This window comes from Cryobacterium lactosi (genome assembly GCF_004403945.1).
GTDB lineage: Bacteria > Actinomycetota > Actinomycetes > Actinomycetales > Microbacteriaceae > Cryobacterium > Cryobacterium lactosi.
Genome location: NZ_SOHM01000031.1, coordinates 505,739 through 530,025 on the forward strand (window position 1 = coordinate 505,739; position 24,287 = coordinate 530,025).

Genomic DNA, 24,287 nt, shown 5'->3' on the forward strand with positions numbered 1-24,287 from the left:
GCGGAGGGCCGATAGCTAAGGATGAGCACGGATTGCTCACCCCAGGCCACGGATCGGCCGTCTGATTATTTGACGACGAAACGGGCTTGCCGTGATCGAATCCGTGACCACCGCGGCGCTGTCCAGCGCCCTGGATGGCCTGGCCCTGCGCCAGCGCACCATCGCCAACAACATCGCGAACGTGAATACCCCCGGCTACACGGCCCAGCGGGTGTCTTTCGAGGATGCCTTGGCGAGGTCGGTGCAGGCCGGCGACGGCCACAGCGCGGCCAGCACGGCCCGGTCGCTTGAACCGACCCGGCTCGACGGCAACAACGTGAACCTCGACACCGAAACCGTCGCCAACATCGACACTGTGCTGCGCTACCAGTTCGCGTCGCAGGCCGTCGCCGGCGCCGACTCCAGCATGCGCGCCGCCCTGAGGACCAGCTGATGGGCCTCGACGCACTCGGGATCGCCGGTACCGGCCTCACCCTGCACCGCAAATGGCTCGACGCCGTCGCCGACAACATCGCGAACGCGAACACCGCCACGCCCACGTCGGGGGCCGCCTTCCAGGCCCGGTACGTCGTGGCGCAGGAGGGTGCCGGCGTCTCCGGCGCCTACGTCACCGGCATCGCGCAGGGTGACGCCGAAGGACTTCTGGTCTACGAACCCGACAACCCGATCGCGGATGCCGACGGCTACGTGCGGCGCCCCGACATCGACATGGCCGAACAGATGGGTGAGCTGATCATGGCCCAGCGTGGCTACCAGGCCAACGCCGCCGTCATCGACCGGGCCAAGACCTCCTACGAAGCCGCCCTCCAGATCGGACGCAACTGATGACCATCCCCGCCATCGGATCGGCGCCGGCCGTCAGCGCCACGTCCTATCTGCCCGCCAGTACCGCCGCCGATGCCTCCGATTCAGGTTCCGGCTTTGCGAGCGCCCTCACCGGGGCGGTGGACAACCTGCAGCAACTGCAGTCCACCTCGAACAGCTACGCCATCCAGGCCGTCACCGGCGACCTCGACGACATCCACACCGCCACCATCGCGTCGTCGCGGGCGCAGGTCACCCTCGAACTCGTCGCCGCCGTGCGTAACAAGGGCGTCGAGGCGTTCAACGACATCATGAGGATGCAGGCCTGATGCCCGCCCAGATCACCTCGGTGTTTCGTCGCCTGGGAAACGCCATCCGGGAATTCACCGTCGCCCAGCGCACCATGGCCATCATCGGCGTGGCCGTGCTGGCACTCGGCACGGCCGCGCTCACGATGTGGGCCACCCAGCCGGCGTACACACCGCTGTACTCGGGCCTGAGCGGTTCCGACGCGAACACCATCGTGGAGCAGCTGCGCACCGACGGGGTCTCCTACGAGCTCAGCGACGGCGGCGCGACCATCCTGGTACCTGAGGCCGACGTCTACGACCAACGGCTCAAGTCCGCTGCTGCCGGCCTGCCGTCGTCCAGCACCGGCGGGTACTCGCTGCTGGACACCATGGGGGTCACCGCCTCCGAATTCCAGCAGTCGGTCACCTACAAGCGTGCCCTGGAGGGCGAACTCGCCGCCACCATCGAAGCGATGAAGGGCGTGCAGACCGCCTCGGTGCGCCTGGCGATCCCCGAGGCCACGGTCTTCACCGAGGAGACCAACGACCCCACCGCCTCCGTCTTCGTGGGCACCCGGAACGGCATCACGCTGAACGCCGACCAGGTGCAGGCCATCGTGCACCTCACCAGTGCGTCGATCGACGGGATGAAGCCCACGGATGTGGCGGTCATCGACGCCGCCGGTGTGGTGCTGTCCGCGGTGGGCGTCGGCGCCACCGGCTCGGCCGGCCAGCAGGCCAGCGACTATGAGGAGCGGGTGCGCGGCTCCGTGCAGGCCATGCTCGACAAGGTCGTCGGGCCGGGCAACGCCACCGTCGTGGTGGCCGCCGACATGAGCTACCAGAGCGCCCAGGTCGTCGAGGAATCGTTCTCGGTTCCCGAGAACGCCCCGGCACTGAACGAGGCCGTCACGACGGAGTCCTACACGGGCGGCGGGGGAGCCGCAGCCGGAGTGCTCGGCCCCGACAACATCGCCGTTCCGGCCGAGGCCACCGGCGACGGTACCTTCACCTCCGAAGACACCACCCGGAACAACGCCATCAACAAGGTGACCGAAACCCGCACGGTGCCCGCGGGAGAGATCAACCGGCAGACGGTTTCGGTGGCTGTGAACGCGGCCGTCGCCGAGAACCTCAACGTGGCCAACGTCACGAGCCTGGTCTCCTCCGCTGCCGGCATCGACGTGGCCAGGGGCGACGCGGTGACCGTGGAGGTCGTCAGCTTCAACGCCGCAGGCGCAGACGCTGCGGCCGCAGCGTTGGCCGAGGCCGCCGCTGCCGAAGAAGCCGCCCGGAACGCCGGCATCCTGCAGGTGGGCCTGATCGTGGCCGGCACCGTGATCGCGTTCGTGCTCGGCCTGATCCTCTACGCCAGGCGTTCACGCCGGCAGAGCCGGCAGGCCATCGAGCTGAACGAGCTGGTCCAGGCGCGGTCGGCTCTGGACGCACCGACGGTGCCGTTCTCGCTGCCGCCGCAGATGGCGCCGCTGTTCATCGATTCAGCGCCCACCCAGGCGTACCCGGTCGCCGGCGGCGGTGCCCTGCCGGGCGGCGGCGACCAGCGTGTGGCTGACATCGATGCCCTCGCCCTGCGTGATCCGCAGATGGCGGCCGAGATGCTGCGCGGCCTGATGGACGATCGGCAGCCGGCCTGATGGACACCAAAACAGGCCTGACCGGAACCCAGAAGGTGGCCGTGGTCTTGATGACCATGGATCAGCAGCGTGCCTCTGAGGTGATGAAGCAGTTCTCCGAAGTCGAGGCTGCCGAGATCATCGCCGAGATCGTGCAGCTGCGCCGGGTCGACTCCTCCGTCATGGACAGTGCCGTCGCCGAGTTCCACGAGCTCACCACCATCGGCGCCCGCAACCCCCGCGGCGGCCATGCCGTGGCGATCGGGCTGCTTGAAAAGTCTTTCGGCGCCGAACGTGCCGCCGGAGTGATGAGCCGGGTGGCCACCTCGATGGCCGGCAAGGCCTTCGAATTCCTCGACACCGTCGACCCGCTGCAGGTGCTCGCTCTGCTCGACGGCGAACTCCCGCAGACCATCGCCCTGGTGCTGGCACACCTGCGTCCGGAGCACGCCTCAGCGATCCTGTCCGGGCTGGACGGCCCGGTGCGCACCGACGTCGCCCAGTGCATCGCCTCCACCGGACCCGCAACGCCGGAGGCCCTACGGGTGGTCACCGAGATCCTCAAGAAGCGGATCGGCGCCGTCGCGGCATCCAAGGACTCCGCCGGGGTCGTCGGCGGGGTGCAACCGCTGGTGGAGATCATCAACCGCGCGGACATCAGCACCGAACGCGCCCTGCTCGAAGCGCTCGAGGAACGCGACCCGGTGCTGGCCGAAGAGGTCCGCTCGCGCATGCTCACCTTCCAGGACATCGTCAAGCTCGAGAACCGGGATGTGCAGCTGGTGCTGCGCGGCATCGACTCCGCCGTGCTCGCGGTCGCCATGAAGGGCTCCACCGAACTGGTCATCGACATCATCCAGCGCAACCTGTCCGAGCGGAACCGGGAGATGCTCAACGACGAGGTCGTCAACCTCGGACCCGTGCGGGTCTCGCAGGTGGAGGAGGCCCGCGCCACCATTGTGCGGTCAATCCGAGACCTGGCCGCTCAGGGGGCCATCACCGTGCAGCGCGCCGACGAGGACGACTTCGTTGTTTAGCGCGGCCGGCCCTGGCCTGGTTGGCGCTGGCGCGGCCGCACCTGAAGCTACGGACAACGACTTCTCAGCGCTGGTCTTTCCCACCCTCGCCGACGCCGGCGAGAGCCGCGGCCAGGGCGAGGACCGGGCGAGGATCGAACGTCAGTGGCAGGCCAGAGGCCACGCCGCCGGATACACCGAGGGCCTGCGCGCGGCAGCGGCGGCCGTCGACGCACGGGTCGCCGGGCTCGAGGCCGAACACGCCGAGCTGATGCGGGCCACAGACGAACAACACGACCGCACCCTGGTCGGGCTCAACGCAGCGGTACGGGCGCTCGAGGCGCGCACGGTCCCCGTGCTGCACGACGTCGAAGACACCCTGCTCGAGGCTGCCATCGACCTGGCCGAGGCGATCATCGGTCACACCCTCGCCGACGAAACCGCCGCGGTGCGGGCCGCGCTCGGACGCACCATCGCCGACGGGCCGGCACCGGCCGCAGGCCGCAGCATCAGCCCCACCGCCACTCACACCGTGCGGCTGAACCCGCACGACCTGGCCGCGCTCGACATCACCGCCGTGGCCGAGGCGGGCGTCACCCTGGTGGCGGATGCGAGCCTGTCCCGCGGCGACGCCGTCAGCGAGTTCCCCGACGGCTACCTGGATGCCCGGATCGGCAGCGCTCTGCAGCGCGCCAGGGCGGCCCTGGCCGGAGGCACCGCATGACCCTCACCCGGCCGGACAGCACCGACCGCCTGGCCCGCGCCCTGGCAGCGGCCCGCCCGGAGCGGGTCGGCGTGGTGTCGTCGATCGTGGGCCTGAGCGTGGATGTGCGCGGACTGAACGGCGCCATCGGCGATCTTGTCGTCATCGGCGGGCCGGGCATCGGCCAGACGTCCGCCGGCACCGCCAACACCGCCGGTGTGGACGCCGAAGTCGTCGCCACGACCCCGGACGGGATGCGCTGCATGCCGCTGGGCCGGCTGACCGGCATCCGGGTGGGCGACCCCGTGCGCGCCAGCGGCAGCGGGGTCGGCTTCCTCGTGCCCACCGGCTCCGGCCTGCTCGGCCGGGTGATCGACGGGCTGGGCCGCCCCATCGACGGCAAGGGGCCCCTCGTCGTGGACCAACGGGTGCCTCTCGAGAACGCCAGCCCGTCTGCCATGGCCCGGTCGCGCATCCAGTCGCCTTTGCAGTTGGGTGTGCGGGTGCTCGACACTCTCACCACCGTGGGCAAGGGGCAGCGGATGGGCTTGTTCGCCGGTTCCGGCGTGGGCAAGTCGTCGCTGCTGTCGATGATCGCGCGGGGCACGGATGCCGAAGTCTCCGTGATCGCCCTGGTGGGCGAGCGCGGCCGTGAGGTACGCGAATTCCTCGAGGACGACCTGGGGCCGGAGGGACTCGCCCGGTCGATCGTCGTGGTGTCGACCTCGGACGAGCCGGCCATGATGCGGCTGCGGGCTGCGTTCGTGGCCACCCGCATTGCGGAGTCGTTCCGCGACCGGGGCGCCGACGTGATGCTGATGATGGACTCGCTCACCCGGGTGGCGATGGCCCAGCGCGAGATCGGTCTGTCGGTGGGCGAACCGCCGGCCACCCGCGGCTACCCGCCGTCGACGTTCTCGCTGCTCGCCCGGCTGCTCGAACGCGCCGGCACCGACCAGGCCGGCTCGATCACCGGCATCTACACGGTGCTCGTCGACGGCGACGACCACAACGAACCCATCGCCGATGCCGCCCGCTCGATTCTGGACGGTCACGTGGTGCTCGACCGCAAACTGGCCGTCCTCGGCCACTTTCCTTCCGTCGATGCCCTCGCCTCCATCTCCCGGGTGGCGTCGCGGGTGACCACGCCGGAGCAGGCCGCCGTGGCGGGCACGCTGCGCGCGGTGCTCGCCGCCCGGCGCTCCGCCCAGGACCTCATCGATGTGGGCGCCTACCGCCGAGGCACCAACCCGCTGGTCGACGCCGCCGTCGATCACGACGCGGCGATCACGGCGTTCCTGCAACAGCGGATGGACGAACACACACCGGCCGCCGAGGCCTGGGACCGACTGGCCACGCTGGCCCGACTGCTGGGCGTCACCCGATGAGCCGCGCCTTCTCGCTCGCCGGGCTGCTGCGCCTGCGGCACCTGCAGCAGGACCAGGCCGCTGGCGACCTGGCCGTGGCCAACGCGCGGCTCCGGGCCGCGACGACGCGCATCGACGAGACCCGGGCAGCGCTTGAGCACCTCCCGATCAGCGCCACCGGCGCCGACACGCTCTACGCGATCGCCGCCGCCCGGGCGTCATCCCGCAGCATGCTGGCCGAACTCACGGCGCTCGATGCCATCGCCGAGCAGGCCGTCGTCGACGCGCAGCGGGAATTCGAATCGAAGAAATCCGCTGCGGTGAGCCTGGAAAAGCTCGAGGGACGCCACGGCGACCTGGCCGCTGCTGAAGAACTGCACGCCGAACAGACAGTCATCGACGAGATCGCGTCGACGAGCTGGCACCGGCGCCAGGGCGAGACACCGACGGGGGAGAAACAATGACGATGGTGGATGCGCTCGGCCGGATGGGCGAGATCCAGTCCAGGCTGGTTCAGCTGAACGACCTCGTCTCCGGCGGTACCGGAATCGCGAAGAGCAGCACGGCCAGCAGCACCGCTGCCTCGGCCGTCTCAGCGACCAGCTTCGCCGACGCGCTTGCCGCGGCTACCGGTACCGCAGCCGCGGCCACCGGCACCGCAGGCTCGGGCGCAACCGGCGCCGGCGTCGTTGCGGCCGCCGAGAAGTATCTCGGTGTGCCCTACGTGTTCGGCGGCGAGGACAGCTCCGGAATGGACTGTTCCGGTCTGGTGCAGCGCGTCTACGCCGACCTCGGCATCGAGGTTCCCCGACTGGTGTCCGGGCAGATGACCATCGGCACCGAGGTCGCGTCGCTGGCCGAGGCCAAGCCCGGCGACCTCATCGTCACCGGTGGCGGGGACCACATCCTGATCTACGCCGGCAACAATCAGGTGATCCATGCGCCCTACGAGGGTCGAACGGTCTGCAAGGTGGATGCCTACATGGACGACTCCGAGATCACCACCATCCGCCGGGTGATCCCCGATCAGGCGGCGACGGCAGGCCTGCCCGCCAACTCCACCGACCTGCTGACGGCCGCATTCGCATCGATGTTCAACGGAACGTCCAGCTCAGGACAGTCCTCATGACGACCACAGCAGCCACACAGTTCCCTCGTTCCACCGGAGCCCCGGGGTCCGCCGTCGGTCGCGGATCGCGAGGATCCCAGCAGGAGTCCGCTGCCGGCGCCGACTCCTTCGCGGGAGCCATGCGCGGTGCCGTGACCGGACCGGGCGCCAGGGCCGGCTCGGCCGGAGCGCGGGCCGGCACGCCTCCGACTCTCGACGTCGTGAAGTCGCCGCAGCCCACACGGGCCAAGCCCGCGCCGACGAGGCCAGCGCACACCAATCCCGCGCAGCAGGTCTCAGCCTCGGCCCCCGCGCCGAGGGATACCGGGCTCTCCGACGACCCCGCAAACCAGGCCCGGCTCGCTGCCCAACCCGCGGGCACAGTGCCGGCTGCCTTCCTGGCCAACGGTGCCGGCCCCGACCCAGCATCCCCGGGTGGACCGCGTCGGCCCGGATCCGCTGCGTCCGCCGAGGCCCTCCCGACGGGTGACCTCGCGGGCGCGGCCGACCTGGAAGCGGCCACCGACGCCGTGTCTCCAGTCGGATCCGGTGACGTCACCGTGACCGGAACGCTCGATGCCATGCTTCCCTCCGGAACCCTGCTGCCGACGATCCAGCCGGCGGCTCAAGCATCGGCCCAGTCCGGCGCATCCGGGTCGACCGCCGTGTCCGGGGACACTCCACAGGCCGCGACCGGAGTCGACGGGTCCAGTACCGCCCCGAACGGCACCGCCACTAACGCCACGTCCGGGAACGCCGGCGCCGCCAACGGAACCGCAACGAACGGATCCGCCGCGAACGGCACCGCCTCAACCCAGACCGGCTCGAACGGGCCGGCCGTGAACGGGGCGATGGCAAACGGACTTGCGGTGAACGGCACCAACGCGACCGGACCCGCGGCCGCCGGAACTGCCGCCGCCGGTGCCGGGACTGCCGGGACCGGGGCTGCCACGGCTGGGGCTGCGTCGCGCGGGGATGCGGTGACCGGGACAGCTTCTACCGGGACGGCGGCTACCGGGGCAGCATCGACCGGGACCTCCGCGACAGAGACCTCCGCGACCGGAACATCCGCGACTGGGCTTGCCGCGACGGCGCTTGCCGCGACGGCGCTTGCCTCGAATGGGGCTGCCAACGGCGGTGCCACCGGCGCCGTCTGGTCCACCCGGTCTCCCGACGTCGCCACGGGCGATTCTGCTGCTGCCGAGAGCCAGGCAGCCGGCCTCGTTCCACCGTCACTCTCCGGTCCGGTGGCCCCCGCGAACGCCGCGCCTGCCGGTGCCGCGGCGGCGCCGCTGCCGACCGGTCCTGCCGTTCCCGTGCCGCTGGCCAGCCAGGTCGCGCGTCCGCTGTTCAGCCTCGCGGCGGCGGGACCCGGCGAACACACGATGTCGATCAGCGTCACTCCCGACAATCTCGGACCGGTCGTGGTGCGGGCGCAGATCAGCGCCGCCGGCATCCGTCTGGAGCTGTTCGCCCCCACCGACATGGCGCGGGAAGCACTGCGGCTCATTCTGCCCGACCTGCGCCGCGACCTCGCCGGTGGTGCACTTGCGGCAAGCCTCGACGTGTCTGCACGCAACCAGCCCGGTGACGCCGGCTCTTCGGGCCGGCAGGACCGCCCAGCGGCCGACCAGCAGGGTCAGGGGAGTGCGACGCTCGGCGGGGATCCGCGCGAGGCCCAGGATCGCCGCCGAGAGCCCGGCACAACCGATCCCTGGCTTCGGCCCATGTCCATCGGCGCCGAGACCACGGCCGTCGAGGCAGGGACAGGACCCGCAGGATCCGACCAAGTGAGGGGACGAGTCGATGTTCTCGCCTGACCCGCCCCCATCCCACCCGCTTCCCTCCCCACACCACACGCCGACTCCCAGAAACGAGACCCCATGACCATCGACGCCGTCGGCTCCGTGTCCACCGCCGCAGCAGACTCCACCACCGGAGCCAGCATGTACTCGAACACCCCGGTGCGAGCGCCCAAGCAGACCCTCGACTCGGAGACCTTCATGTCTCTTCTGGTGGCCCAGCTGCGCAACCAGGACCCGAGTTCACCCATGGACACCAACCAGATGATCTCCCAGACCACCCAGCTGGCCATGATGGAAAAACTCACCGCGCTGTCCACCACCGCGGACGAGAACTTCTCGCTGCAGATGCGCACGGCCGCTGCCGCCCTGGTCGGCCAGAACGTCACCTACACGGATGCCGCCGGCGCGAGCGTCACCGGCATCGCGACAGCGGTGTCCTTCGCCGGCCCGGTGCCCCAGGTCACCGTCGGCACCGCCAGTGTGGCGCTCGACGCGATCTCGGGGGTGACCGCCCCGAAGGGGTAATGGCATACGCGTGAGCCACGCGCGATCCTGCCCCTCGACGCCCGCCGTCGCCGGCCCTCACCATCCGGTGAATAGCCCGCCCGGCACCAGAACGACATCACCGCCCAGACACATCCGCTGCAGTCACTCTCTCGAAAGGAAGCTCTCATGCTTCGCTCCCTGTACTCCGGTATCTCCGGCCTCCGCGCCCACCAGACCATGCTCGACGTGACCGGCAACAACATCGCCAACGTCAACACCACCGCGTTCAAGGCCTCGGCCACCCAGTTCCAGGACACCCTCTCCCAGCTCACCCAGGGCGCCGGCGGCCCGGGCGCCACGACCGGTGGCACGAACCCGGCCCAGGTGGGCCTCGGCGTGCAGGTAGCCGGCATCTCTACCAACTTCGCGCAGGGATCGTCGCAGGCCACCGGCAAGGCCTCCGACATGCTCATCTCCGGTGACGGATTCTTCATCACCCAGCAGGGCGGCGAGACCGTGTACAGCCGGGCAGGCTCCTTCGACTTCGACTCCGCGGGACGCCTCGTCACCCCGTCGGGTGCGATCGTGCAGGGCTGGGGTGCGGTGAACGGTGTGGTCAACGAGGGCGGCGCCGTCGGGGACCTGTCGCTGCCGGTCAACGCCGTCATCCCGGGAAACGAGACGAGCAAGGTCACCATGAATGGCAATCTGCCCTCGGATGCGGCAGCCGGCACCAGCCTGCTGCGTGACGTCAAGGCTTACGACGCGGCCGGGGCGGCGCGCACTGTGAAGCTCACGTTCACAAGTACGGGAGATGGTGGATGGAAAGTGAGTGGCTTGGACGGCGCAATAGCTGACGATGCGACACCGGCTCTGGCGTTCACGGATGGCAAACTCGTCTCGGGCGGATCGCTCACCGTAAATGGGATTGTGGTGGACATGACGGCGCTCACCGGCCTCGCTGGGATCAGCACTGCGGCGGTCAAATCTCAGGACGGCACCGCTCCCGGCTCGCTCGAGTCCTACTCGTTCGGCAAGGACGGTACCCTCGTGGGCCTGTTCAGTAACGGCGAGCAGAAGGCTCTCGGCCGGATCGCCCTCGCCACGTTCACCAACCCGGGCGGCCTTGAGAAGACCGGCTCGAACGGCTACCGGGCCACCTTCAACTCCGGCACGGCCGCGCTCGGCGCACCCGGCTCCACCGGGCTGGGTTCGCTCACCGGTGGCGCTCTGGAGATGTCGAACGTGGACCTGTCGCAGGAGTTCACCAACCTCATCGTCGCCCAGCGCGGCTTCCAGGCGAACGCCCGCATTATCACCACCTCGGACGAGGTGCTCCAGGAGCTCACCAACCTGAAGCGCTAACGGACGCAATAAGAGGTCTCATTCGTTGGTCGAGCTTGTCTGTGACCTCGCGAGGTGTGTCCTGAACTCACACCGTCTCGCAGGATCTCGACAAGCTCGATCGGCGGGCGGTGGCGATACTGCGTTGGTCGAGCTTGTCGACGTCGTGCTGAGCTTGCCGAAGTAGACGCGGTGAGATTCCTGCGGAAGGTTCCCACTGCGTTGGTCGAGCGTGTCGAGACCCGATCCGCGTGTGCGGCATTAGCCGAGCCGTGGCCGGGTGTGGCTGGGCATCTCGATCAGGCGTTGGCCGGGGTCGGTGGTGGCGGGTGGTCTGAGCCAGTACCGGCCGGTGTTTTCGAAGATTTGCCAGCGTTGGTTGTGCAGCAGTAGGTGGTGGGCGCGGCAGAGCAGGATGCCCTGGTCGATGTCGGTGCGGCCGTTGTCTCGTTGCCAGTGGTTGATGTGGTGGGCTTCGGTGAAGGCCGGTGGCCGGTCGCAGCCGGGCCAGCGGCAGCCACCGTCGCGGGCGGCGAGGGCGCGGCGTTGGGCGCGGGTGAAGAGGCGTTGTTCGTGGCCGACGTCGAGGGGCCGGTTGAGCTGGTCGAAGGTGATCTGGATGGTTCCGGAGTCGCAGATGAGGCGTTCGATGGTTTCGGGGGAGAGCGGGGCGCTGTTGCCCTCGATGTAGCCGTGGCCGGGTTGTCCGGGCAGGCAGATCAGGATGTCGTCGGCCTCGCTGAGGAACCCGGGCTGCAGCGTCCCGGCCAGCGGGCAGGGGTCGAGTTCGGGAGGCCCGGATGCGGTGACGGGTTGGCCGGTGGCGCCGGCGATGGTGGTTAGGATCTGCACGGCGGGGCGGCGGCCGCCGAGCATCTCGTTGGGGTTGACGGTGGTGCCGGCGGTGAGCAGGTCCATGAAGCCGTCGCAGGTGATCTGGGTGGTGGTGCGGGGGTCGTCCTTGACTCGCTTGGCCCAGGCGGCGCGGTCGGTGTCCACGAAGCGCACGCCGCCGCGGCGGGGGCTGGTGAGGCTGTCGAAGGTGGCTTTGATGAACTCGCCCTGTTCCGGCGGGAACAGCCCGTCGATGCGGACCTGGCCGGTGTTCAGGGTCCAGATGCGCAGGTAGCGGTCGTCCCAGGCTTTCTGTTCGCGCACCCGGATGCCGGCCTCGTCGAGGCTGTCGCGCATCTGCCGGGCCTTCTTGAGGAGCTGGTCCACGTTCATCGAGGCGGCGTCGACGAGCAACTGGTGCAGGGCGTCGGCCAGGGCCGGGCCGGTGACCACGGTGTCGACGTCGCCCAGCCCGGTGCGCAGGGCGTGGGCGGCATCGATGGACAGGGTGCCGTCGTTCACGGCGTGCGAGATCGGTGTGTGCCACGGCAGCGGCACAAGCGGAGCCGCAGGAGCGGCCGGGCCGAACCCATCGACGGCACCCGGGTCAAGCGCGTCCGGGTCAACCGCCGCCGGGTCAGCCGCCGGATCCAGTGCTTCGTCGAGAAGCCGGCGGGCGGCCTCAGCCTGCGCTTCGGCCTCTTCGGCCTCGGCGAGCATCCGGCCCACCCCCACGAGCTTGCGCGACTCGACCTTGCTCGTGCCGGTGAGCTTTTGGATCAGGGCCTCGGGGTTCACAAAGCCCTGCTGGGCGGCCAGGCCCGACTGGCCCAGCTCCCACCGGGAGCGCTGGCCGAGGGTCTTCGCCATCCAGGCCTTTCGGGTATCCAGCTCGCGTTGCGCCTGCGCGAGGATCCGCTGACCGGCCAATACCTCGGCATCCGACAACGCGTCGTAGTCGACGCTGCACGAGCCCAGCCGGGCCACATTCGCGGCGGCATCCACCAGCGCGTCACCGCGGGCAGCGGCGAACGTGTCTGCGATGGTCGACTGGATTGTCATGCCCCGAATCTAGTCCGCTTCCGAAGCTTTGTGTGAGTAGATATCAACTTGTGGATAACAATCTTTGGGCATGGTGAGCCAACGATCCGGTACCGGCGCCGATGTGGCGCAGCCTGCCGATTCCGGCATTCGTCTCAGTATGAATCAGCTTGTGATCTGGCGTTTAAATGACTTGCCCCCACCTCGAATGACGGATAGCTTCGCTCTTATGAGAGCACGAGTGATCAGGCACGGGAATCGGATGAGAACGGCCGCAGCCAGGGGAAGCCGGGCAGGGGCCATCCTTGCTACCGCCGCGCTCTCCCTGGGCGTTGCACTGGCCCCGACCCCGGGCCCCAGCGAGGCAGCCGAAGCGGCGGCGGCATGGCGGGTCACCGAGCATGCCGGAACCGGCCTCGCCTCTGACGACGAGTCCGTCATGGCGCGGGAGATCTACCCCGGGCACACCCTCGCAGAGCTGGACTATTCGGCACAAGAGCAGGAATGGGCCCTCTACCAGAAGCCTCTGGGTGACGCGGCGAGTGTCATCGAGACCGAGTTCGCCGAAGACTACGCCTACTGCTACTTCGGAGAATCGCGCACCTTCACGATGGGATTCACCGGTGACGCGCCGGCCGGGGCGATCGCGGTGCTCGACGCTACCGGGTTGCCGTACACCACCGTTGAGGGCCTGGGTGTCTCTGCGACCGAGTACCAGGCGGCCGCTGATGCTGTGATGAAGCAGGTCATCGAGGCATTGGACGAGGCTGGGCTGAGGTCGACCGCCGGATTCGCGGTCGCGTCAGATCCCATGATTGAGCCCGGAGCCATCGTGGTGTCGATTACGGGCGATGACGCCGCAAGCCGTCGGGCCGGGATGGCCGCCGTCGGCACACCGTCGATCAGCGCACCGTTCTCCGTGACCGTCATCGAGGGCGGCGGGATGGTCCGCGTGGCTGCGTTCTAGCCCGCACGTCTCCTGCCCCCGTCCCCCTAACGCAACGCCTGGAGCGGCCGACAGTGCTCGTTGACGACTGCTGGAGTCGTCCGGGAACCAGGGACGGGTCCATGATCGTTGTAACCAGGCTGAATGACAGTCAGTTCGCGATCAATCCTGACCTCATTGAGCGCATCCACGTGAACCCCGACACCACCCTGGTGATGGTCGACGGCGCCAAGTTCATCGTGACCGAGAGCCTGACCGAGGTCATCGAGAAGATCGCGGCCTACCGGGCACACGTGATCGGACTGGCGTACAGCGGCACCGACGCTTCGACGGGGAGCACAGACAGCAATCCCGACACCCGCCCGGACGCCGTTGTCCCCTTGCGCCCCCGGAGGCTGTGAATGGACCCCGCAACCCTGATCGGCATCGTTCTCGCCTTCGGCGCGCTCTTTGCGATGATCACCATCGAGGGCTCGCACGTCACCGCGATCCTGCTGCCCGCCCCGATGGTTCTGGTCTTCGGCGCCACCATCGCCGTCGGAATCGCCGGAGGCACCCTCCGCGACACCGTCAAAGCCGTCAAGGCCCTGCCCGGCGCGTTCCTGGGCAAGACCACCCCGCCCCAGAAGCTCATCGACCAGGTCGTGGGCCTGGCCGAGAAGGCCCGCAGCTCGGGGCTGCTCGCCCTCGAGCAGGAGGCCGACAAGATCACCGACCCGTTCCTGCGCGGCGCACTGCAGAACATCGCCGACGGCACCGACGGTGATGAGCTGCGCATCCTGCTTGAAGACGAGATCGCCACCCGCACCAAGGAGAGCCGCAACGCGGCCAAGTTCTTCACCAGCCTGGGCGGTTACGCACCCACTGTCGGCATCATCGGCACCGTTATCTCGCTCACACACGTGCTCGAGAACCTGGACACCCCATCCACCCTCGGCCCCATGATCGCCGCCGCGTTCGTCGCGACACTCTGGGGGCTCCTGTCCGCGAACTTCCTCTGGCTCCCCATCGGCAGCCGGCTGAAACGACTCTCCGACATCGAAGCCGAACGGATGACGCTGCTCATGGAGGGCGCTCTGGCCGTACAGGCCGGCAGCCAGCCCCGGCTGCTCGGCGAGCGGCTGCAGGCCATGGTGCCTGCGGCATCCGGCAAATCGGCGAAGGGGTCAAAGGGCGGCAAGACCCAGAAGCCCTCGTCCGAGAAGCCCCTCAAGAAGGCCGCGTGAGCGGACGCGGCCGGGGTCGCCGCCGGGGCCTCGAGGAGGAACACGAGGAGCACGTCGACGAGCGCTGGATGGCCTCGTACATGGACATGGTCACCGTGCTGATGTGCATGTTCATCGTGCTGTTCGCCATGTCCACTGTGGACCAGGCCAAGTTCGTGCAGCTGAAGAATTCCTTGGCGACGGGCTTCGGCGCGGTAGACGTGGGCAAGATCGACACCGCTGAGGGCATCGTGGTGCCGGCCGACCTGGTCGACACCCCGGCGGTGAACCAGGATGTCGGGCTGACCGACCTCGACCTGGCCATAGCCGAGGTCGACGACCTCACCGCCGTGCAGGAGGCCATGCAGGCGGCCCTCACCGCCGTCGGCCTCGATGCCCTCGTGGAGTACACCATCGACGAGCGCGGCCTCTCGGTGGGCCTGGTCGGGTCGGAGACGTTCTTCGAACCCAACGTCGCCACCCTCAGCTCCCAGGCCGTCTCGGTGCTCGACATCATCGGCCCGGTGCTGGCCGGCACCCAACGCGAGGTCTCGGTCGAGGGACATGCAGACAGGCACGGGGTGACCATCAACTACCCGACCGACTGGGAACTCTCCAGCGCCAGGGCCACCCAGGTGCTGCGCCACCTGGTGGAACGCACCGGGGTGGCACAGGAACGGATCGGTGCGATCGGCTACGGCTCCGCCCGGCCGGTGGACACCGGCGATGACCTGGCCGCCATGGCACGCAACCGCCGGGTCGACGTGGTCCTGCTCTCCAACCAGCCCGACAGCGTGCGGGCACTGATCCCGTCTGTGCTCGACGGCACGGCTGTGCCCGACCAGCCGGCCCCCACGGACAGCACCGCCGTGCACTCCACCCCCAAGGACAGCAAGACCAAGGACAGCACCCCCGCCACCGGCGGCGACACCTCGGCGGTGACCTCCGGGCACTGAGGCCACGGGCAGGGCGGCGGCCGGGCGGCACAAAACGGCACCGACGACTTTGCCGACGCCGCTAACATTCGTTTCCAACCGGCCGATAGTGCCAGTCGTGACGGTCCAGGAACACATCAGCACCGGCGTGCCCGGAAAACCCGCGCGCGCCGTGGAGGTCTACGACTTCAGTAGACCGACGACGCTGGCGCGCGACCACGCCCGGGTGCTCGAGCTCGCCTTCGAGACCTTTGCCCGCCAGTGGGGTACCCAGTTGACCGCCCAGGTGCGGATGATCTCCCAGGTCACCTGTGAACAGGTGGTGATGAGCGGCTACGACGAGTACGCCTCCTCCCTCCCGGCCACGACCGCCATGGTGCTGTGCACCGTCGACGGCCTCGAAGCCCAGGCCGTCATCCAGTTTCCCTCCGCCGCCGCGCTGTACTGGGTCGCGCACATGCTCGGCGGCACCGGGCTGCCCCTCCCGCCGGAGCGGCCGTTCACCCAGATCGAGCAGGCTCTCGTGCGCCGGCTGATGGACGACGCCCTCGAGGACTTGCGCTACTCCCTCGGCGCCCTGCTCACCCTGCCCATCGCGGTGGACGGCATCCAGTACAACTCCCAGTTCGCGCAGGCGGCGGCCACCTCCGACCTGATGATCGTCGCATCCTTCATCATCAGGGTCGGCGACAAGACCACGGCGGCCACTCTCGCCCTGCCGGCCGAAGCCCTGCTGCCCCAACTCGGCGAACCGGGCCCTCCGGTCTCGGCCACCCCGCCAGAGGACCTCTTGCGTGCCCAGCTCGGCTGGGTGCCCGTTGAGGTGTCCCTGCGGCTCGCGCACGCGCGGGTGCTGCCGAGCGCCATCCTGGCCCTCGCGATCGGCGACGTCCTGGCGATCCCGCATCCCACCCACCGACCGCTCGACCTGGTAGTGGATGGCCGCACTCTCGCCCGTGCTGCCGTCGGTTCCACCGGCTCCCGCCTGGCCTGCATCATCATCGACACCGAGGAAAAGACCCCATGACGCTTCAGCGCTCCGCCTCCGCCCAGTCACCGTCCGCCGCCGGCGGCGTCGGCGCCATCGGTTCCGGGCTCTCCGACGGAGTCGCAGACGCGGCGGTCGCCGCCCTGCTCACGGTGCTTCCCACGCCCACCATCCTCACCGCGACGGTCGGTTCCGGCGCCGGCGTCGTCGGCCGCTCCGGGGGAACCGTGCCCGGTGCCGTCGTGGCCTCGTTCGTCGGCGCCACCTCAGCCGACCTGGCCGTTGTCCTCGCCGACCCCGGCTCCCTCGACGCCGCCGCCGGTGCCGAGAGCGGCCTCGTCTCGCGAGACGACATCATCCGCCCGGCCCTCGAGCGCGCTGCCGGTGTGCTCGGCCTCGGCGTGCTGGGCGACGCCCGGATCGACGACGCGACCACCCTGTTCCTCGACTCGGAAACCGTGGTCTTCGACCTCACCGGCGGCGGCGTCACCGTCGGCTGGTTCGCGATCCGGCTGCGCCAGAACAGCGCCGCCGCCGCAACAGGGGACCGCACCGTGGTCGGCAACCTCGGCCGCATCAACAGCGTCGAAATGGCCCTCACCGTCGAGATCGGCCGCACCAGGATGACGGTGCGCGACGTGCTCGCCCTCGAACCGGGCGCCGTGGTCGAACTGGACCGCTCCGTCGGATCACCCGCTGACATCCTCCTCAACGGCCGCCTCATCGCCCACGGCGAGATCGTCGTCGTCGACCAGGACTACGCAGTGCGGATCACCCAGATCCTCGATGTGGCCGAGAGCCTGACCTAGGTGGACACCGTCGTCGTCGCCCTGCGAGTGATCCTGTCCCTGGCCGTTGTGCTCGGGCTGCTCTGGGTGCTGCAACGACGCCTGAGCAGGGGCTCCGGGTCGCGCGCAGCCAATGTGGTGACCGTCGTGGGCCGGCAGGGCCTCGGCCAGAAGGCATCCGTGGTGGTGGTGGATGTCGACGGCCGCCGTTTTGTGCTCGGCGTCACCGAGCAGTCGATCAGCGTGCTGCACGACGGCGAGACCGACCCAGCCGCGGCCGTGGCCGGCGGCGCAGGCATCAGCGCCGTGCACACCGAGGCCGGAAACGATCGGTCGGCTGTCGCTTTCGCCAGGTCGCTGCACGCCGCATCCGGGGGACCGACCCTGGTGCCGTCTGACGCCGACACGCAGGCAGAGCCGCCGCTGACCTTCCGTCCGCGCCGGGACCGCAACGCGGGCGGCCGGCTCGGCGGCTCCATCCTCTCGCCCTCGACGTGGCAACAGACCGCCGCTCTGCTTCGGCACGGCCGGTGAACACCGCGAGTCCTGCTCTCGGCCGGTCCGTCCCAAGCAGTCCCGTCCTCACCCGTCCCGTCCTGGCCCGGTGGGCCGTCATGGCCGCCCTCGTGGTCGTCATCGTGGCGGCCCTGATCCTGCTGGTGGCCTCCACCAGCCACGCGTCGCCGCTGGTGCCCACCGAGCCGATCGTTCCGATCGTGCCCGTCGACCCCGCCGTCCCCACCCCGGCCGCCACCCCGGGCGCCGGCCTCACCGTGGAGATCAACGGGCCAAACGGTGCGCCGTCTTCGGCCATCGTGACCCTGATCGGCATCACCCTGCTCTCGGTGGCGCCGGCGCTGCTGCTGATGATGACATCGTTCACCAAGATCTTCGTGGTGCTTGCCATGACCCGCAACGCCCTCGCGCTGCCCTCGATCCCGCCGAACCAGGTGCTCGCCGGCCTGGCCCTGTTCCTGTCGCTGTTCATCATGGCTCCAGTGCTCACCGACATCAACACCGAGGCGTTGCAGCCCTACCTGAACGGCTCCATGACGTTCGACGATGCGGTGACGACGGGCTCGGAGCCGCTGCGCACCTTCATGCTCGCGCACACCAGGCAGGAAGACCTGGCCCTGATGGTGCGCGCCTCCGACCAGCCCAACCCGGCCAACCCGGCCGCGGTGTCGCTGGTCACCCTGATCCCGGCGTTCATGATCTCCGAACTGCGGGCCGCCTTCATCATCGGCTTCGTGATCTTCATCCCGTTCCTGGTCATCGACCTGGTGGTGTCGGCGGCTCTGATGTCGATGGGCATGATGATGCTGCCGCCGGTGATGATCTCGCTGCCGTTCAAGATCCTGCTCTTCATCCTCGTCGACGGCTGGGGCCTGATCATCACCACCCTGGTCAACAGTTACCGGGGTGGCTGATGGACTCCAATGCCGTCCTGGACATCGGCCTGCAGGCCATCGTCGTGTCCGCCAAGCTCTCCGCACCCATCCTGATCACCGCCCTGGTGGTCGGCTTCGCCATCTCCCTGGTCCAGTCGATCACCCAGATCCAGGAGGTGACGCTCTCCTTCGTGCCCAAGGCCATCGCGGTCTGCCTCGCCATGCTCATCTGCGGGCACTGGATGATCTCCGAGATCGTCTCGTTCACCACCAACCTGTTCGACAAGATCCCCGGCCTGATCGGCGGCGGCTAGGTGAACATCACCCTGGACTTCGCTTGGCTGGAAGCGGTGATGCTGGCCGGGGTGCGCATGATCGCGTTCCTCGTCGTGGCACCGCCGTTCTCCTTCAACGCGTTCCCGCTGCGCATCAAGGGCATGCTCGCGATCGGCCTGGCCCTGGCCGTGGCACCCAGGGTGGTGCCCGGCTACGCCTCGCCCGACACCGGCGGGTTCATCGTGGCGCTTCTGTTGGAGATCGTGGTGGGCGGCGTGCTCGGCTTCCTGGTCCTCGTCGTGTTCTCCGCCATCCAATCGGCCGGCAACCTGATCGACCTGTTCGGCGGCTTCCAGCTCGCCCAGGGCTTCGACCCGCAGTCGATGGTCAACGGCGCCCAGTTCACCCGGCTCTACCAGATGACCGCGCTTGCCCTGCTGTTCGCCTCCGGCGGCTACCAGCTGATCCTGGGCGGCCTGGCCCGTTCGTTCGCCGCGCTGCCGGTCGGCGGCGGCATCGACCTCGCCGTGCCGATGCAGACCATCACCGCGGCCGTCGGGCAGATGCTTTTGGCCTCGGTGCAGATCGCCGGCCCGCTGATCGTGGTGCTGTTCCTCGCCGACGCCGGCTTGGGCCTGCTCACCAGGGTGGCCCCGGCGCTGAACGCATTCGCGCTCGGCTTCCCGCTCAAGATCCTGATCACCCTCACCCTCGGCGCCGCCGGATTCATGGCCCTGCCCGGTATCGTCGCCTCGCTCACTGACGACGCGGTCTCGAGCATGTGGGGGGTGCGCTGATGAGCGACGCGGGTGAACGCACCGAACAAGCCACAGAGAAGCGGATGCGGGAGGTCCGGTCCAAGGGCCAGCTGGCCAGGTCGCAGGACCTCACCGCGTGGGTCGGCATCGGCGCCGCCGCCGTGATGATGCCGATGACCATCGAGGCCGGTGCGGCCGCCGGGCGGTCGCAGCTGTTGGACATCCGCACCGTTGCCGAGAACCCGAACCCGGAGCGGGCCTTGCAGCTGCTTGCCGAGGGGCTGGGCACCATGGGCGGCATCCTCACGCCCATGCTCGTCGTGGTCTGCGTGGCGGTGCTGGCGGGATCGATTGTGCAGGGCGGCGTGCACATCAAGAAGGTCGCCGGCAAGTACGACCAGTTCAACCCGGTCACCGGGCTCGCGCGCACCTTCGGCACCCAGGCGCTCTGGCAGGGGGTGAAGGCTCTGCTGAAGACCATCGTCGTCGGCGTGGTGCTCACCTCGGTGATCCAGGGCCTGACCCCGGTGCTGATGACCGCGGGCGGACTGCCGGTGACGGTTCTGATCGGCGCGGCCGGCGACGGCACCGCCGCGCTGGTGCAATCGGCCGTGATCGCCGGCCTGGTGCTTGCCGCCGCCGATGTGATGGTGGTGATGCGGCGGAACCGCAAGCGCACGCGGATGACGAAGAAGGAGGTCACCGACGAGCACAAGAGCTCTGAGGGTGACCCGCTGATCCGCTCCCAACGCCGCGCCCGCCAGCTGGCGATGAGCCGAAACCGCATGATCGCCGCCGTCGCCACCGCCGACGTGGTGCTGATCAACCCCACCCACTTCGCCATCGCCCTTCGGTACGAACCGGGTAAATCCGCCCCGAGGGTCGTCGCCAAGGGGGCCGGGGTGATCGCCGCCCGCATCCGTGAGCAGGCCGAGACCGACACCGTGCCCATCGTCAAGGACATTCCGCTCACCCGGGCCCTGCACAGCGCCTGCGAGCTCGGCCAAGAGATCCCGGTCGAGCTCTACAACGCCGTTGCCCGGGTGCTGGCCTTCGTGCTCGCCCTGAAGACCCGCGGGTCACGATCCGGCGTGCACACCATGACCCAGACCACTCGCTCTCATTTCACCCACCCGGCGGAGGCCATCTAAGTGAACAGCACGCTCGCAAAACTCGCCGTTCCGATCGGAGTGGTCGGCATCATCCTGCTGCTGGTGGTGCCGATCCCCGCCGGGCTGCTCGATGTGCTCATCATCGTGAACATCCTGCTGGCCTTGGTGACCCTGCTCACGACGATGTTCGTCAAGAAGCCCCTGGACTTCTCGGTGTTCCCGTCGCTGCTGCTCGTGGCCACCCTGTTCAGGCTCGGCCTGAACGTCGCATCCACCCGGCTGGTGCTTGGCGAGGGCTACGCCGGCCAGGTGATCGCCTCGTTCGGCCACGTCGCCGTCGGCGGCTCGATCATCATCGGCGCCGTGATCTTCCTGATCCTGGTGGTCATCCAGTTCGTCGTCGTCACCAAGGGCGCCGAACGGGTCGCCGAGGTGGGCGCCAGATTCACCCTCGACGCCATGCCGGGCAAGCAGATGGCCATTGACGCCGACCTCAACGCCGGCCTGATCACCGACGTGCAGGCCAAGGACCGGCGTGCAGAGGTCTCCGCTGAGGCCGACTTCTACGGGGCCATGGACGGCGCGTCGAAGTTCGTCAAGGGTGACGCCATCGCCGGCCTGATCATCATCATCATCAACCTGATCGGCGGCATCGCCATCGGCATGCTGCAGCGCGGCATGGAGATCGGCGACGCGCTGAACACCTACGCCCTGCTCACCATCGGCGACGGCCTGGTCACCCAGATTCCCGCCCTGCTGATGGCCGTCTCCACCGGCATGATCGTCACCCGCTCCAACGCCGAGTCCGACATCGGCGCCACAGCGTCGGCCCAGCTCACCCAGTCCCGCACCGCGCTGATGATCGCCGGCGCCGCCGCGATCCTGATGGCGCTCATCCCCGGCATGCCGATCATCCCGTTCATCATCGTCGGCGCCGGCCTGATCGTCATCTCGCAGCGGATCAAGGGCAACGAGGCCAGGGCCAAGGCCGGCGCCGCCGCGGCCGCTGCCGTGGAGGGCATGGCGCCCCGGTCGGACACGGCAGAGGATCTCATCGAGCAGATGCGTGTGCATGCCCTGGAGATCCAGCTCGCCCCCGACCTCGTGGACCTTGTGTCAGGGGCCTCCGACGACCTGCTCGCCCGGGTGCGGGCACTCCGCCGCAAGATCGCGCTCGACCTGGGCATGGTCGTGCCGCCGGTGCGCACCAGGGACAACATCGACCTGCCGCCGTCCACCTACGCCATCCGCATCGCCGGGGTCGAGGCCGGTCGCGGCATCGCCCCTGCCGGCAAGGTGCTCGCGCTCGGCGACAACCTGGAGTCGCTGCCGGGCACGGCGACCATCGAGCCGGTCTTCGGCCTGGCCGGCAAGTGGGTCCCGGGCGAAATGCGTCCACGGGCGGAGATGGCCGGCGCCACGGTGATCGACCGGGTCTCGGTGCTCGTGACGCACCTGTCGTCCATCATCACCGGCAACGCCGCGCGCCTGCTCAGCCGTGAAGACGTGCGGGTGCTCACGGATGGCGTCCGCCAGGTCAGCCCGTCGGCCGTCGACGACCTCATCCCCGGCCTGCTCTCCCTGGCCGAGGTCCAGCGGGTGCTGCAGGGGCTGCTCGCCGAGCAGATCCCGATCAACGACCTGCCGCGCATCTTCGAGGCCCTGTCGGTGCGCGCGAAGGTGTCCGTCGATGCGGAAGGCCTCGTCGAAGCAGCCAGGCAGGCGCTCGGGCCCGCGCTGACGGCGCTGTACCTGGACGGCGCGCTGCTGCGGGTCATCATGATCGAGCCCGGCCTCGAGCAGTCCATGCTCGAGGGCATGCGGCCGAGCGACGCGGGCAGCCAGATCCTGCTCGACCCGGTCCGGATCGACGCCATCCTCGGCTCGCTGCGCACCACCGTCGCCGCCGTCGAGGCCAGCGGCCGCACGGCCGTGCTGGTCTGCGCTCCGGCGCTCCGGCCGGCCATCCGCCGCCTGGTGTCAGCTCAGGCCGGCGGCCTGCCGGTTTTGTCCTACGAAGAGGTCACTTCCGCCAGGGTCGCCATCGAAACTGTGGGGGTGGTCCGTGCAAACGAAACGCTTGCGGCTTGAGGGTTCCACCCTGCCCGAACTGCAGGCCCGTGTGCTCGCCGAGCACGGCGACGGCGCCCGCATCATCGCTGCCGAGCAGGTGACCGTCGGCGGCATCCGGGGCTTCTTCGCCAAACGGCACATCGAGGTGACCGTCGAGGTGCCCGACGCCCCGGTCCAGGTCCTGGTGGAGCGCGGCTCCCAGCGCCGGCGTGCCGCCCGCGTGCGGGATGAGATGACCACCAGGCTCGGCATCGCGGCGCTGCTCGATGAAGCGGATGCGGCCGAGACGCTCCTGCGCACCGACCCGGCGTCCCCTCGTCGAGCGGCCCGCGAGAGCGCCGCCGCACCTGACGTGTCGACAGGCACCCCGGACTTCGCGCGGCTGATGGACGAGCTGACCTTCGCCACCTCGCCCGCCCGTCCGCCCGGCGGCGCGTCGGCGCCGGACGAGCCGGCGGAGTCGTACAGCTCAGTGGTGCCGGAACGATCGGCGGAGCCGATCCGACACGATCCCAGCGACCGGCCGGCACTGTCGCCTGGGGCGCCGACGATGCTGGACGGCCCCGGCGACCTGATCCTGCTCCTCGGCCTGCCCGACGACGTGGCCGCGGCCGCCAGGCTGCTGTCGGCGGGCGCCACGACGCCGCTCTACGACGAGCGGGACCAGATCGACGACCGCCGTTCGGCCCTCGCCGCCCGGGCCAGGGGAGTGGAGCGCGGCCGGAGCATCCTCGTGGCGCACGCGTCTGGTGACCCCGCCGCGCTGGGCGCCGACCAGGTCTGGGCCGTTGTGCACGCCGGCCGGAAACCGGCCGACACGGCCCGCTGGGTGCGGGACGCGGGCGTGTGGATCTCAATCGACGCCGTCGCCGTGCTCGGCGTGGACTCCACGGCCACTCCGGGCACCGTGCTGGAGCTGGGTCTGCCGATCGGCTGGCTCGCCCCAGCCGGGCCGCCGCAGCCGTTCGCGATAGGCTGAGCGGATGCTGGTTCTCACGCGCAAACAGGGGGAAAAGATCCTCATCGGTGACGACATCGTCATCACAGTGCTCGAGGTCCGCGGCGACAGCATCCGCCTGGGCGTCGATGCCCCGCGGGGCATCTCCATCCAGCGTGCCGAGATCCTCAAGGCCGTCACCGAGGCCAACCTCGAGGCCAACCTGGCCGCGGACCGGGACGACGAGGTCGCGGCCGACCAGCTCAAGTCGAGCCTGGGCCTCTAGACCTCCGCGGCGCCCGGCCCCGGCAGCTCCGCCGGGCTAACTGTCCCCGAACGGACAATTGCGCCCGGTGTGCCCTGAGTGTCAGCCTGTGGTGAGACAGATCATCGTTTCATCATGGGCCGGCTCAGGGCGGGGAAAAGGACGTCCGCATGGACATTTC

General features: G+C 69.3%; 27 protein-coding genes. 26 read left to right on the top strand and 1 reads right to left on the bottom strand.

Going from position 1 to position 24,287, the window contains the following annotated elements; translation table 11 throughout:
- The first annotated feature begins 91 nt into the window (after positions 1–91).
- The 12 genes from E3T61_RS15945 to E3T61_RS16000 all read left to right on the top strand — a co-directional run bounded on the left by E3T61_RS15945 (position 92) and on the right by E3T61_RS16000 (position 10,578).
- Positions 92–433, top strand: coding sequence for a flagellar basal body rod protein FlgB (locus E3T61_RS15945; protein WP_134641783.1), 342 nt, complete (start codon positions 92–94; stop codon positions 431–433).
- Positions 433–825, top strand: coding sequence for a flagellar basal body rod protein FlgC (locus E3T61_RS15950; protein WP_134641784.1), 393 nt, complete (start codon positions 433–435; stop codon positions 823–825). Before E3T61_RS15945 ends, E3T61_RS15950 begins: the two co-directional genes overlap by 1 nt.
- Positions 825–1,133, top strand: a complete 309-nt coding sequence (gene fliE / locus E3T61_RS15955; RefSeq protein WP_130176789.1) for a flagellar hook-basal body complex protein FliE — start codon at positions 825–827, stop codon at positions 1,131–1,133. The genes E3T61_RS15950 and fliE overlap by 1 nt, the downstream gene beginning before the upstream one ends.
- A complete protein-coding gene (fliF, locus tag E3T61_RS15960) occupies positions 1,133–2,749 on the top strand; it encodes a flagellar basal-body MS-ring/collar protein FliF (protein ID WP_134641785.1) in 1,617 nt (538 codons plus the stop codon). Before fliE ends, fliF begins: the two co-directional genes overlap by 1 nt.
- Entirely contained in the window at positions 2,749–3,765 is a 1,017-nt protein-coding gene (fliG, locus tag E3T61_RS15965; RefSeq protein WP_134641786.1) for a flagellar motor switch protein FliG, read from the top strand. Before fliF ends, fliG begins: the two co-directional genes overlap by 1 nt.
- Entirely contained in the window at positions 3,758–4,468 is a 711-nt protein-coding gene (locus E3T61_RS15970; RefSeq protein WP_134641787.1) for a FliH/SctL family protein, read from the top strand. The genes fliG and E3T61_RS15970 overlap by 8 nt, the downstream gene beginning before the upstream one ends.
- On the top strand, positions 4,465–5,835 hold the full coding sequence (locus E3T61_RS15975; RefSeq protein WP_134641788.1) for a FliI/YscN family ATPase: 1,371 nt from the start codon (positions 4,465–4,467) through the stop codon (positions 5,833–5,835). Before E3T61_RS15970 ends, E3T61_RS15975 begins: the two co-directional genes overlap by 4 nt.
- A complete protein-coding gene (locus tag E3T61_RS15980) occupies positions 5,832–6,278 on the top strand; it encodes a flagellar export protein FliJ (RefSeq protein WP_134641789.1) in 447 nt (148 codons plus the stop codon). Before E3T61_RS15975 ends, E3T61_RS15980 begins: the two co-directional genes overlap by 4 nt.
- Positions 6,275–6,943 carry a C40 family peptidase gene (locus E3T61_RS15985; protein WP_134641790.1) on the top strand — a complete coding sequence of 223 codons (669 nt, stop codon included), beginning with the start codon at positions 6,275–6,277 and terminating at the stop codon, positions 6,941–6,943. Before E3T61_RS15980 ends, E3T61_RS15985 begins: the two co-directional genes overlap by 4 nt.
- A complete protein-coding gene (locus E3T61_RS15990; RefSeq protein WP_134641791.1) occupies positions 6,940–8,742 on the top strand; it encodes a flagellar hook-length control protein FliK in 1,803 nt (600 codons plus the stop codon). The genes E3T61_RS15985 and E3T61_RS15990 overlap by 4 nt, the downstream gene beginning before the upstream one ends.
- A 63-nt stretch (positions 8,743–8,805) precedes the next feature.
- Entirely contained in the window at positions 8,806–9,252 is a 447-nt protein-coding gene (locus E3T61_RS15995; protein ID WP_134641792.1) for a flagellar hook assembly protein FlgD, read from the top strand.
- Between the two features lie 147 nt (positions 9,253–9,399).
- Positions 9,400–10,578 carry a flagellar hook protein FlgE gene (locus E3T61_RS16000; RefSeq protein ID WP_134641793.1) on the top strand — a complete coding sequence of 393 codons (1,179 nt, stop codon included), beginning with the start codon at positions 9,400–9,402 and terminating at the stop codon, positions 10,576–10,578.
- A 240-nt stretch (positions 10,579–10,818) separates the two neighbouring features.
- Here E3T61_RS16000 and E3T61_RS16005 read toward each other — a convergent pair whose 3' ends face one another.
- Positions 10,819–12,453 carry an HNH endonuclease signature motif containing protein gene (locus E3T61_RS16005; protein WP_134641794.1) on the bottom strand — a complete coding sequence of 545 codons (1,635 nt, stop codon included), beginning with the start codon at positions 12,451–12,453 and terminating at the stop codon, positions 10,819–10,821.
- Positions 12,454–12,694: 241 nt separating this feature from the next.
- Here E3T61_RS16005 and E3T61_RS16010 point away from each other — a divergent pair, with 241 nt between their 5' ends.
- The 14 genes from E3T61_RS16010 (at position 12,695) to csrA (ending at position 24,127) form a co-directional block, all read left to right on the top strand.
- Positions 12,695–13,399: a hypothetical protein gene (locus E3T61_RS16010; protein ID WP_134641795.1), complete on the top strand. Its 705-nt coding sequence runs from the start codon at positions 12,695–12,697 to the stop codon at positions 13,397–13,399.
- 101 nt (positions 13,400–13,500) lie between these two features.
- On the top strand, positions 13,501–13,779 hold the full coding sequence (locus E3T61_RS16015; protein ID WP_134641796.1) for a flagellar FlbD family protein: 279 nt from the start codon (positions 13,501–13,503) through the stop codon (positions 13,777–13,779).
- Positions 13,780–14,604, top strand: a complete 825-nt coding sequence (locus E3T61_RS16020) for a motility protein A (RefSeq protein ID WP_134641797.1) — start codon at positions 13,780–13,782, stop codon at positions 14,602–14,604.
- Complete coding sequence (locus E3T61_RS16025; protein WP_134641798.1) at positions 14,601–15,539, top strand: OmpA/MotB family protein; 939 nt, start codon at positions 14,601–14,603, stop codon at positions 15,537–15,539. The genes E3T61_RS16020 and E3T61_RS16025 overlap by 4 nt, the downstream gene beginning before the upstream one ends.
- 97 nt (positions 15,540–15,636) lie before the next feature.
- Positions 15,637–16,545 carry a flagellar motor switch protein FliM gene (locus tag E3T61_RS16030; RefSeq protein WP_241992618.1) on the top strand — a complete coding sequence of 303 codons (909 nt, stop codon included), beginning with the start codon at positions 15,637–15,639 and terminating at the stop codon, positions 16,543–16,545.
- Complete coding sequence (gene fliN, locus E3T61_RS16035; RefSeq protein WP_134641799.1) at positions 16,542–17,315, top strand: flagellar motor switch protein FliN; 774 nt, start codon at positions 16,542–16,544, stop codon at positions 17,313–17,315. The genes E3T61_RS16030 and fliN overlap by 4 nt, the downstream gene beginning before the upstream one ends.
- Positions 17,316–17,828, top strand: a complete 513-nt coding sequence (fliO, locus tag E3T61_RS16040) for a flagellar biosynthetic protein FliO (protein ID WP_134641800.1) — start codon at positions 17,316–17,318, stop codon at positions 17,826–17,828. It abuts the gene before it with no gap.
- A gap of 80 nt (positions 17,829–17,908) precedes the next feature.
- A complete protein-coding gene (gene fliP, locus E3T61_RS16045) occupies positions 17,909–18,724 on the top strand; it encodes a flagellar type III secretion system pore protein FliP (RefSeq protein ID WP_134641873.1) in 816 nt (271 codons plus the stop codon).
- Positions 18,724–18,999, top strand: coding sequence for a flagellar biosynthesis protein FliQ (gene fliQ, locus E3T61_RS16050; RefSeq protein ID WP_134641801.1), 276 nt, complete (start codon positions 18,724–18,726; stop codon positions 18,997–18,999). Before fliP ends, fliQ begins: the two co-directional genes overlap by 1 nt.
- Entirely contained in the window at positions 19,000–19,758 is a 759-nt protein-coding gene (locus E3T61_RS16055; protein ID WP_134641802.1) for a flagellar biosynthetic protein FliR, read from the top strand. It begins immediately after the preceding gene.
- On the top strand, positions 19,758–20,870 hold the full coding sequence (locus tag E3T61_RS16060; protein ID WP_134641803.1) for an EscU/YscU/HrcU family type III secretion system export apparatus switch protein: 1,113 nt from the start codon (positions 19,758–19,760) through the stop codon (positions 20,868–20,870). The genes E3T61_RS16055 and E3T61_RS16060 overlap by 1 nt, the downstream gene beginning before the upstream one ends.
- Positions 20,871–22,922, top strand: coding sequence for a flagellar biosynthesis protein FlhA (locus E3T61_RS16065; RefSeq protein ID WP_134641804.1), 2,052 nt, complete (start codon positions 20,871–20,873; stop codon positions 22,920–22,922).
- Positions 22,897–23,883 carry a hypothetical protein gene (locus E3T61_RS16070; protein WP_134641805.1) on the top strand — a complete coding sequence of 329 codons (987 nt, stop codon included), beginning with the start codon at positions 22,897–22,899 and terminating at the stop codon, positions 23,881–23,883. The genes E3T61_RS16065 and E3T61_RS16070 overlap by 26 nt, the downstream gene beginning before the upstream one ends.
- Positions 23,884–23,887: 4 nt before the next feature.
- Positions 23,888–24,127 (top strand): carbon storage regulator CsrA, encoded by a 240-nt coding sequence (gene csrA / locus E3T61_RS16075; protein ID WP_134641806.1) that lies wholly within the window; start codon positions 23,888–23,890, stop codon positions 24,125–24,127.
- Positions 24,128–24,287 lie beyond the last annotated feature (160 nt).

Coding starts and splice junctions, on each gene's coding strand:
- fliQ (WP_134641801.1), top strand. CDS start 18,724: ATGGACTCCAATGCCGTCCTGGACATCGGCCTGCAGGCCATCGTCGTG.
- E3T61_RS16020 (WP_134641797.1), top strand. CDS start 13,780: ATGGACCCCGCAACCCTGATCGGCATCGTTCTCGCCTTCGGCGCGCTC.
- E3T61_RS16000 (WP_134641793.1), top strand. CDS start 9,400: ATGCTTCGCTCCCTGTACTCCGGTATCTCCGGCCTCCGCGCCCACCAG.
- E3T61_RS16010 (WP_134641795.1), top strand. CDS start 12,695: ATGAGAACGGCCGCAGCCAGGGGAAGCCGGGCAGGGGCCATCCTTGCT.
- E3T61_RS15985 (WP_134641790.1), top strand. CDS start 6,275: ATGACGATGGTGGATGCGCTCGGCCGGATGGGCGAGATCCAGTCCAGG.
- csrA (WP_134641806.1), top strand. CDS start 23,888: ATGCTGGTTCTCACGCGCAAACAGGGGGAAAAGATCCTCATCGGTGAC.
- E3T61_RS15980 (WP_134641789.1), top strand. CDS start 5,832: ATGAGCCGCGCCTTCTCGCTCGCCGGGCTGCTGCGCCTGCGGCACCTG.
- E3T61_RS15995 (WP_134641792.1), top strand. CDS start 8,806: ATGACCATCGACGCCGTCGGCTCCGTGTCCACCGCCGCAGCAGACTCC.
- E3T61_RS15950 (WP_134641784.1), top strand. CDS start 433: ATGGGCCTCGACGCACTCGGGATCGCCGGTACCGGCCTCACCCTGCAC.
- E3T61_RS16015 (WP_134641796.1), top strand. CDS start 13,501: ATGATCGTTGTAACCAGGCTGAATGACAGTCAGTTCGCGATCAATCCT.
- fliG (WP_134641786.1), top strand. CDS start 2,749: ATGGACACCAAAACAGGCCTGACCGGAACCCAGAAGGTGGCCGTGGTC.
- fliE (WP_130176789.1), top strand. CDS start 825: ATGACCATCCCCGCCATCGGATCGGCGCCGGCCGTCAGCGCCACGTCC.
- E3T61_RS15990 (WP_134641791.1), top strand. CDS start 6,940: ATGACGACCACAGCAGCCACACAGTTCCCTCGTTCCACCGGAGCCCCG.
- fliN (WP_134641799.1), top strand. CDS start 16,542: ATGACGCTTCAGCGCTCCGCCTCCGCCCAGTCACCGTCCGCCGCCGGC.
- fliF (WP_134641785.1), top strand. CDS start 1,133: ATGCCCGCCCAGATCACCTCGGTGTTTCGTCGCCTGGGAAACGCCATC.
- E3T61_RS16005 (WP_134641794.1), bottom strand. CDS start 12,453: ATGACAATCCAGTCGACCATCGCAGACACGTTCGCCGCTGCCCGCGGT.
- E3T61_RS16060 (WP_134641803.1), top strand. CDS start 19,758: ATGAGCGACGCGGGTGAACGCACCGAACAAGCCACAGAGAAGCGGATG.
- E3T61_RS15975 (WP_134641788.1), top strand. CDS start 4,465: ATGACCCTCACCCGGCCGGACAGCACCGACCGCCTGGCCCGCGCCCTG.
- fliP (WP_134641873.1), top strand. CDS start 17,909: ATGGCCGCCCTCGTGGTCGTCATCGTGGCGGCCCTGATCCTGCTGGTG.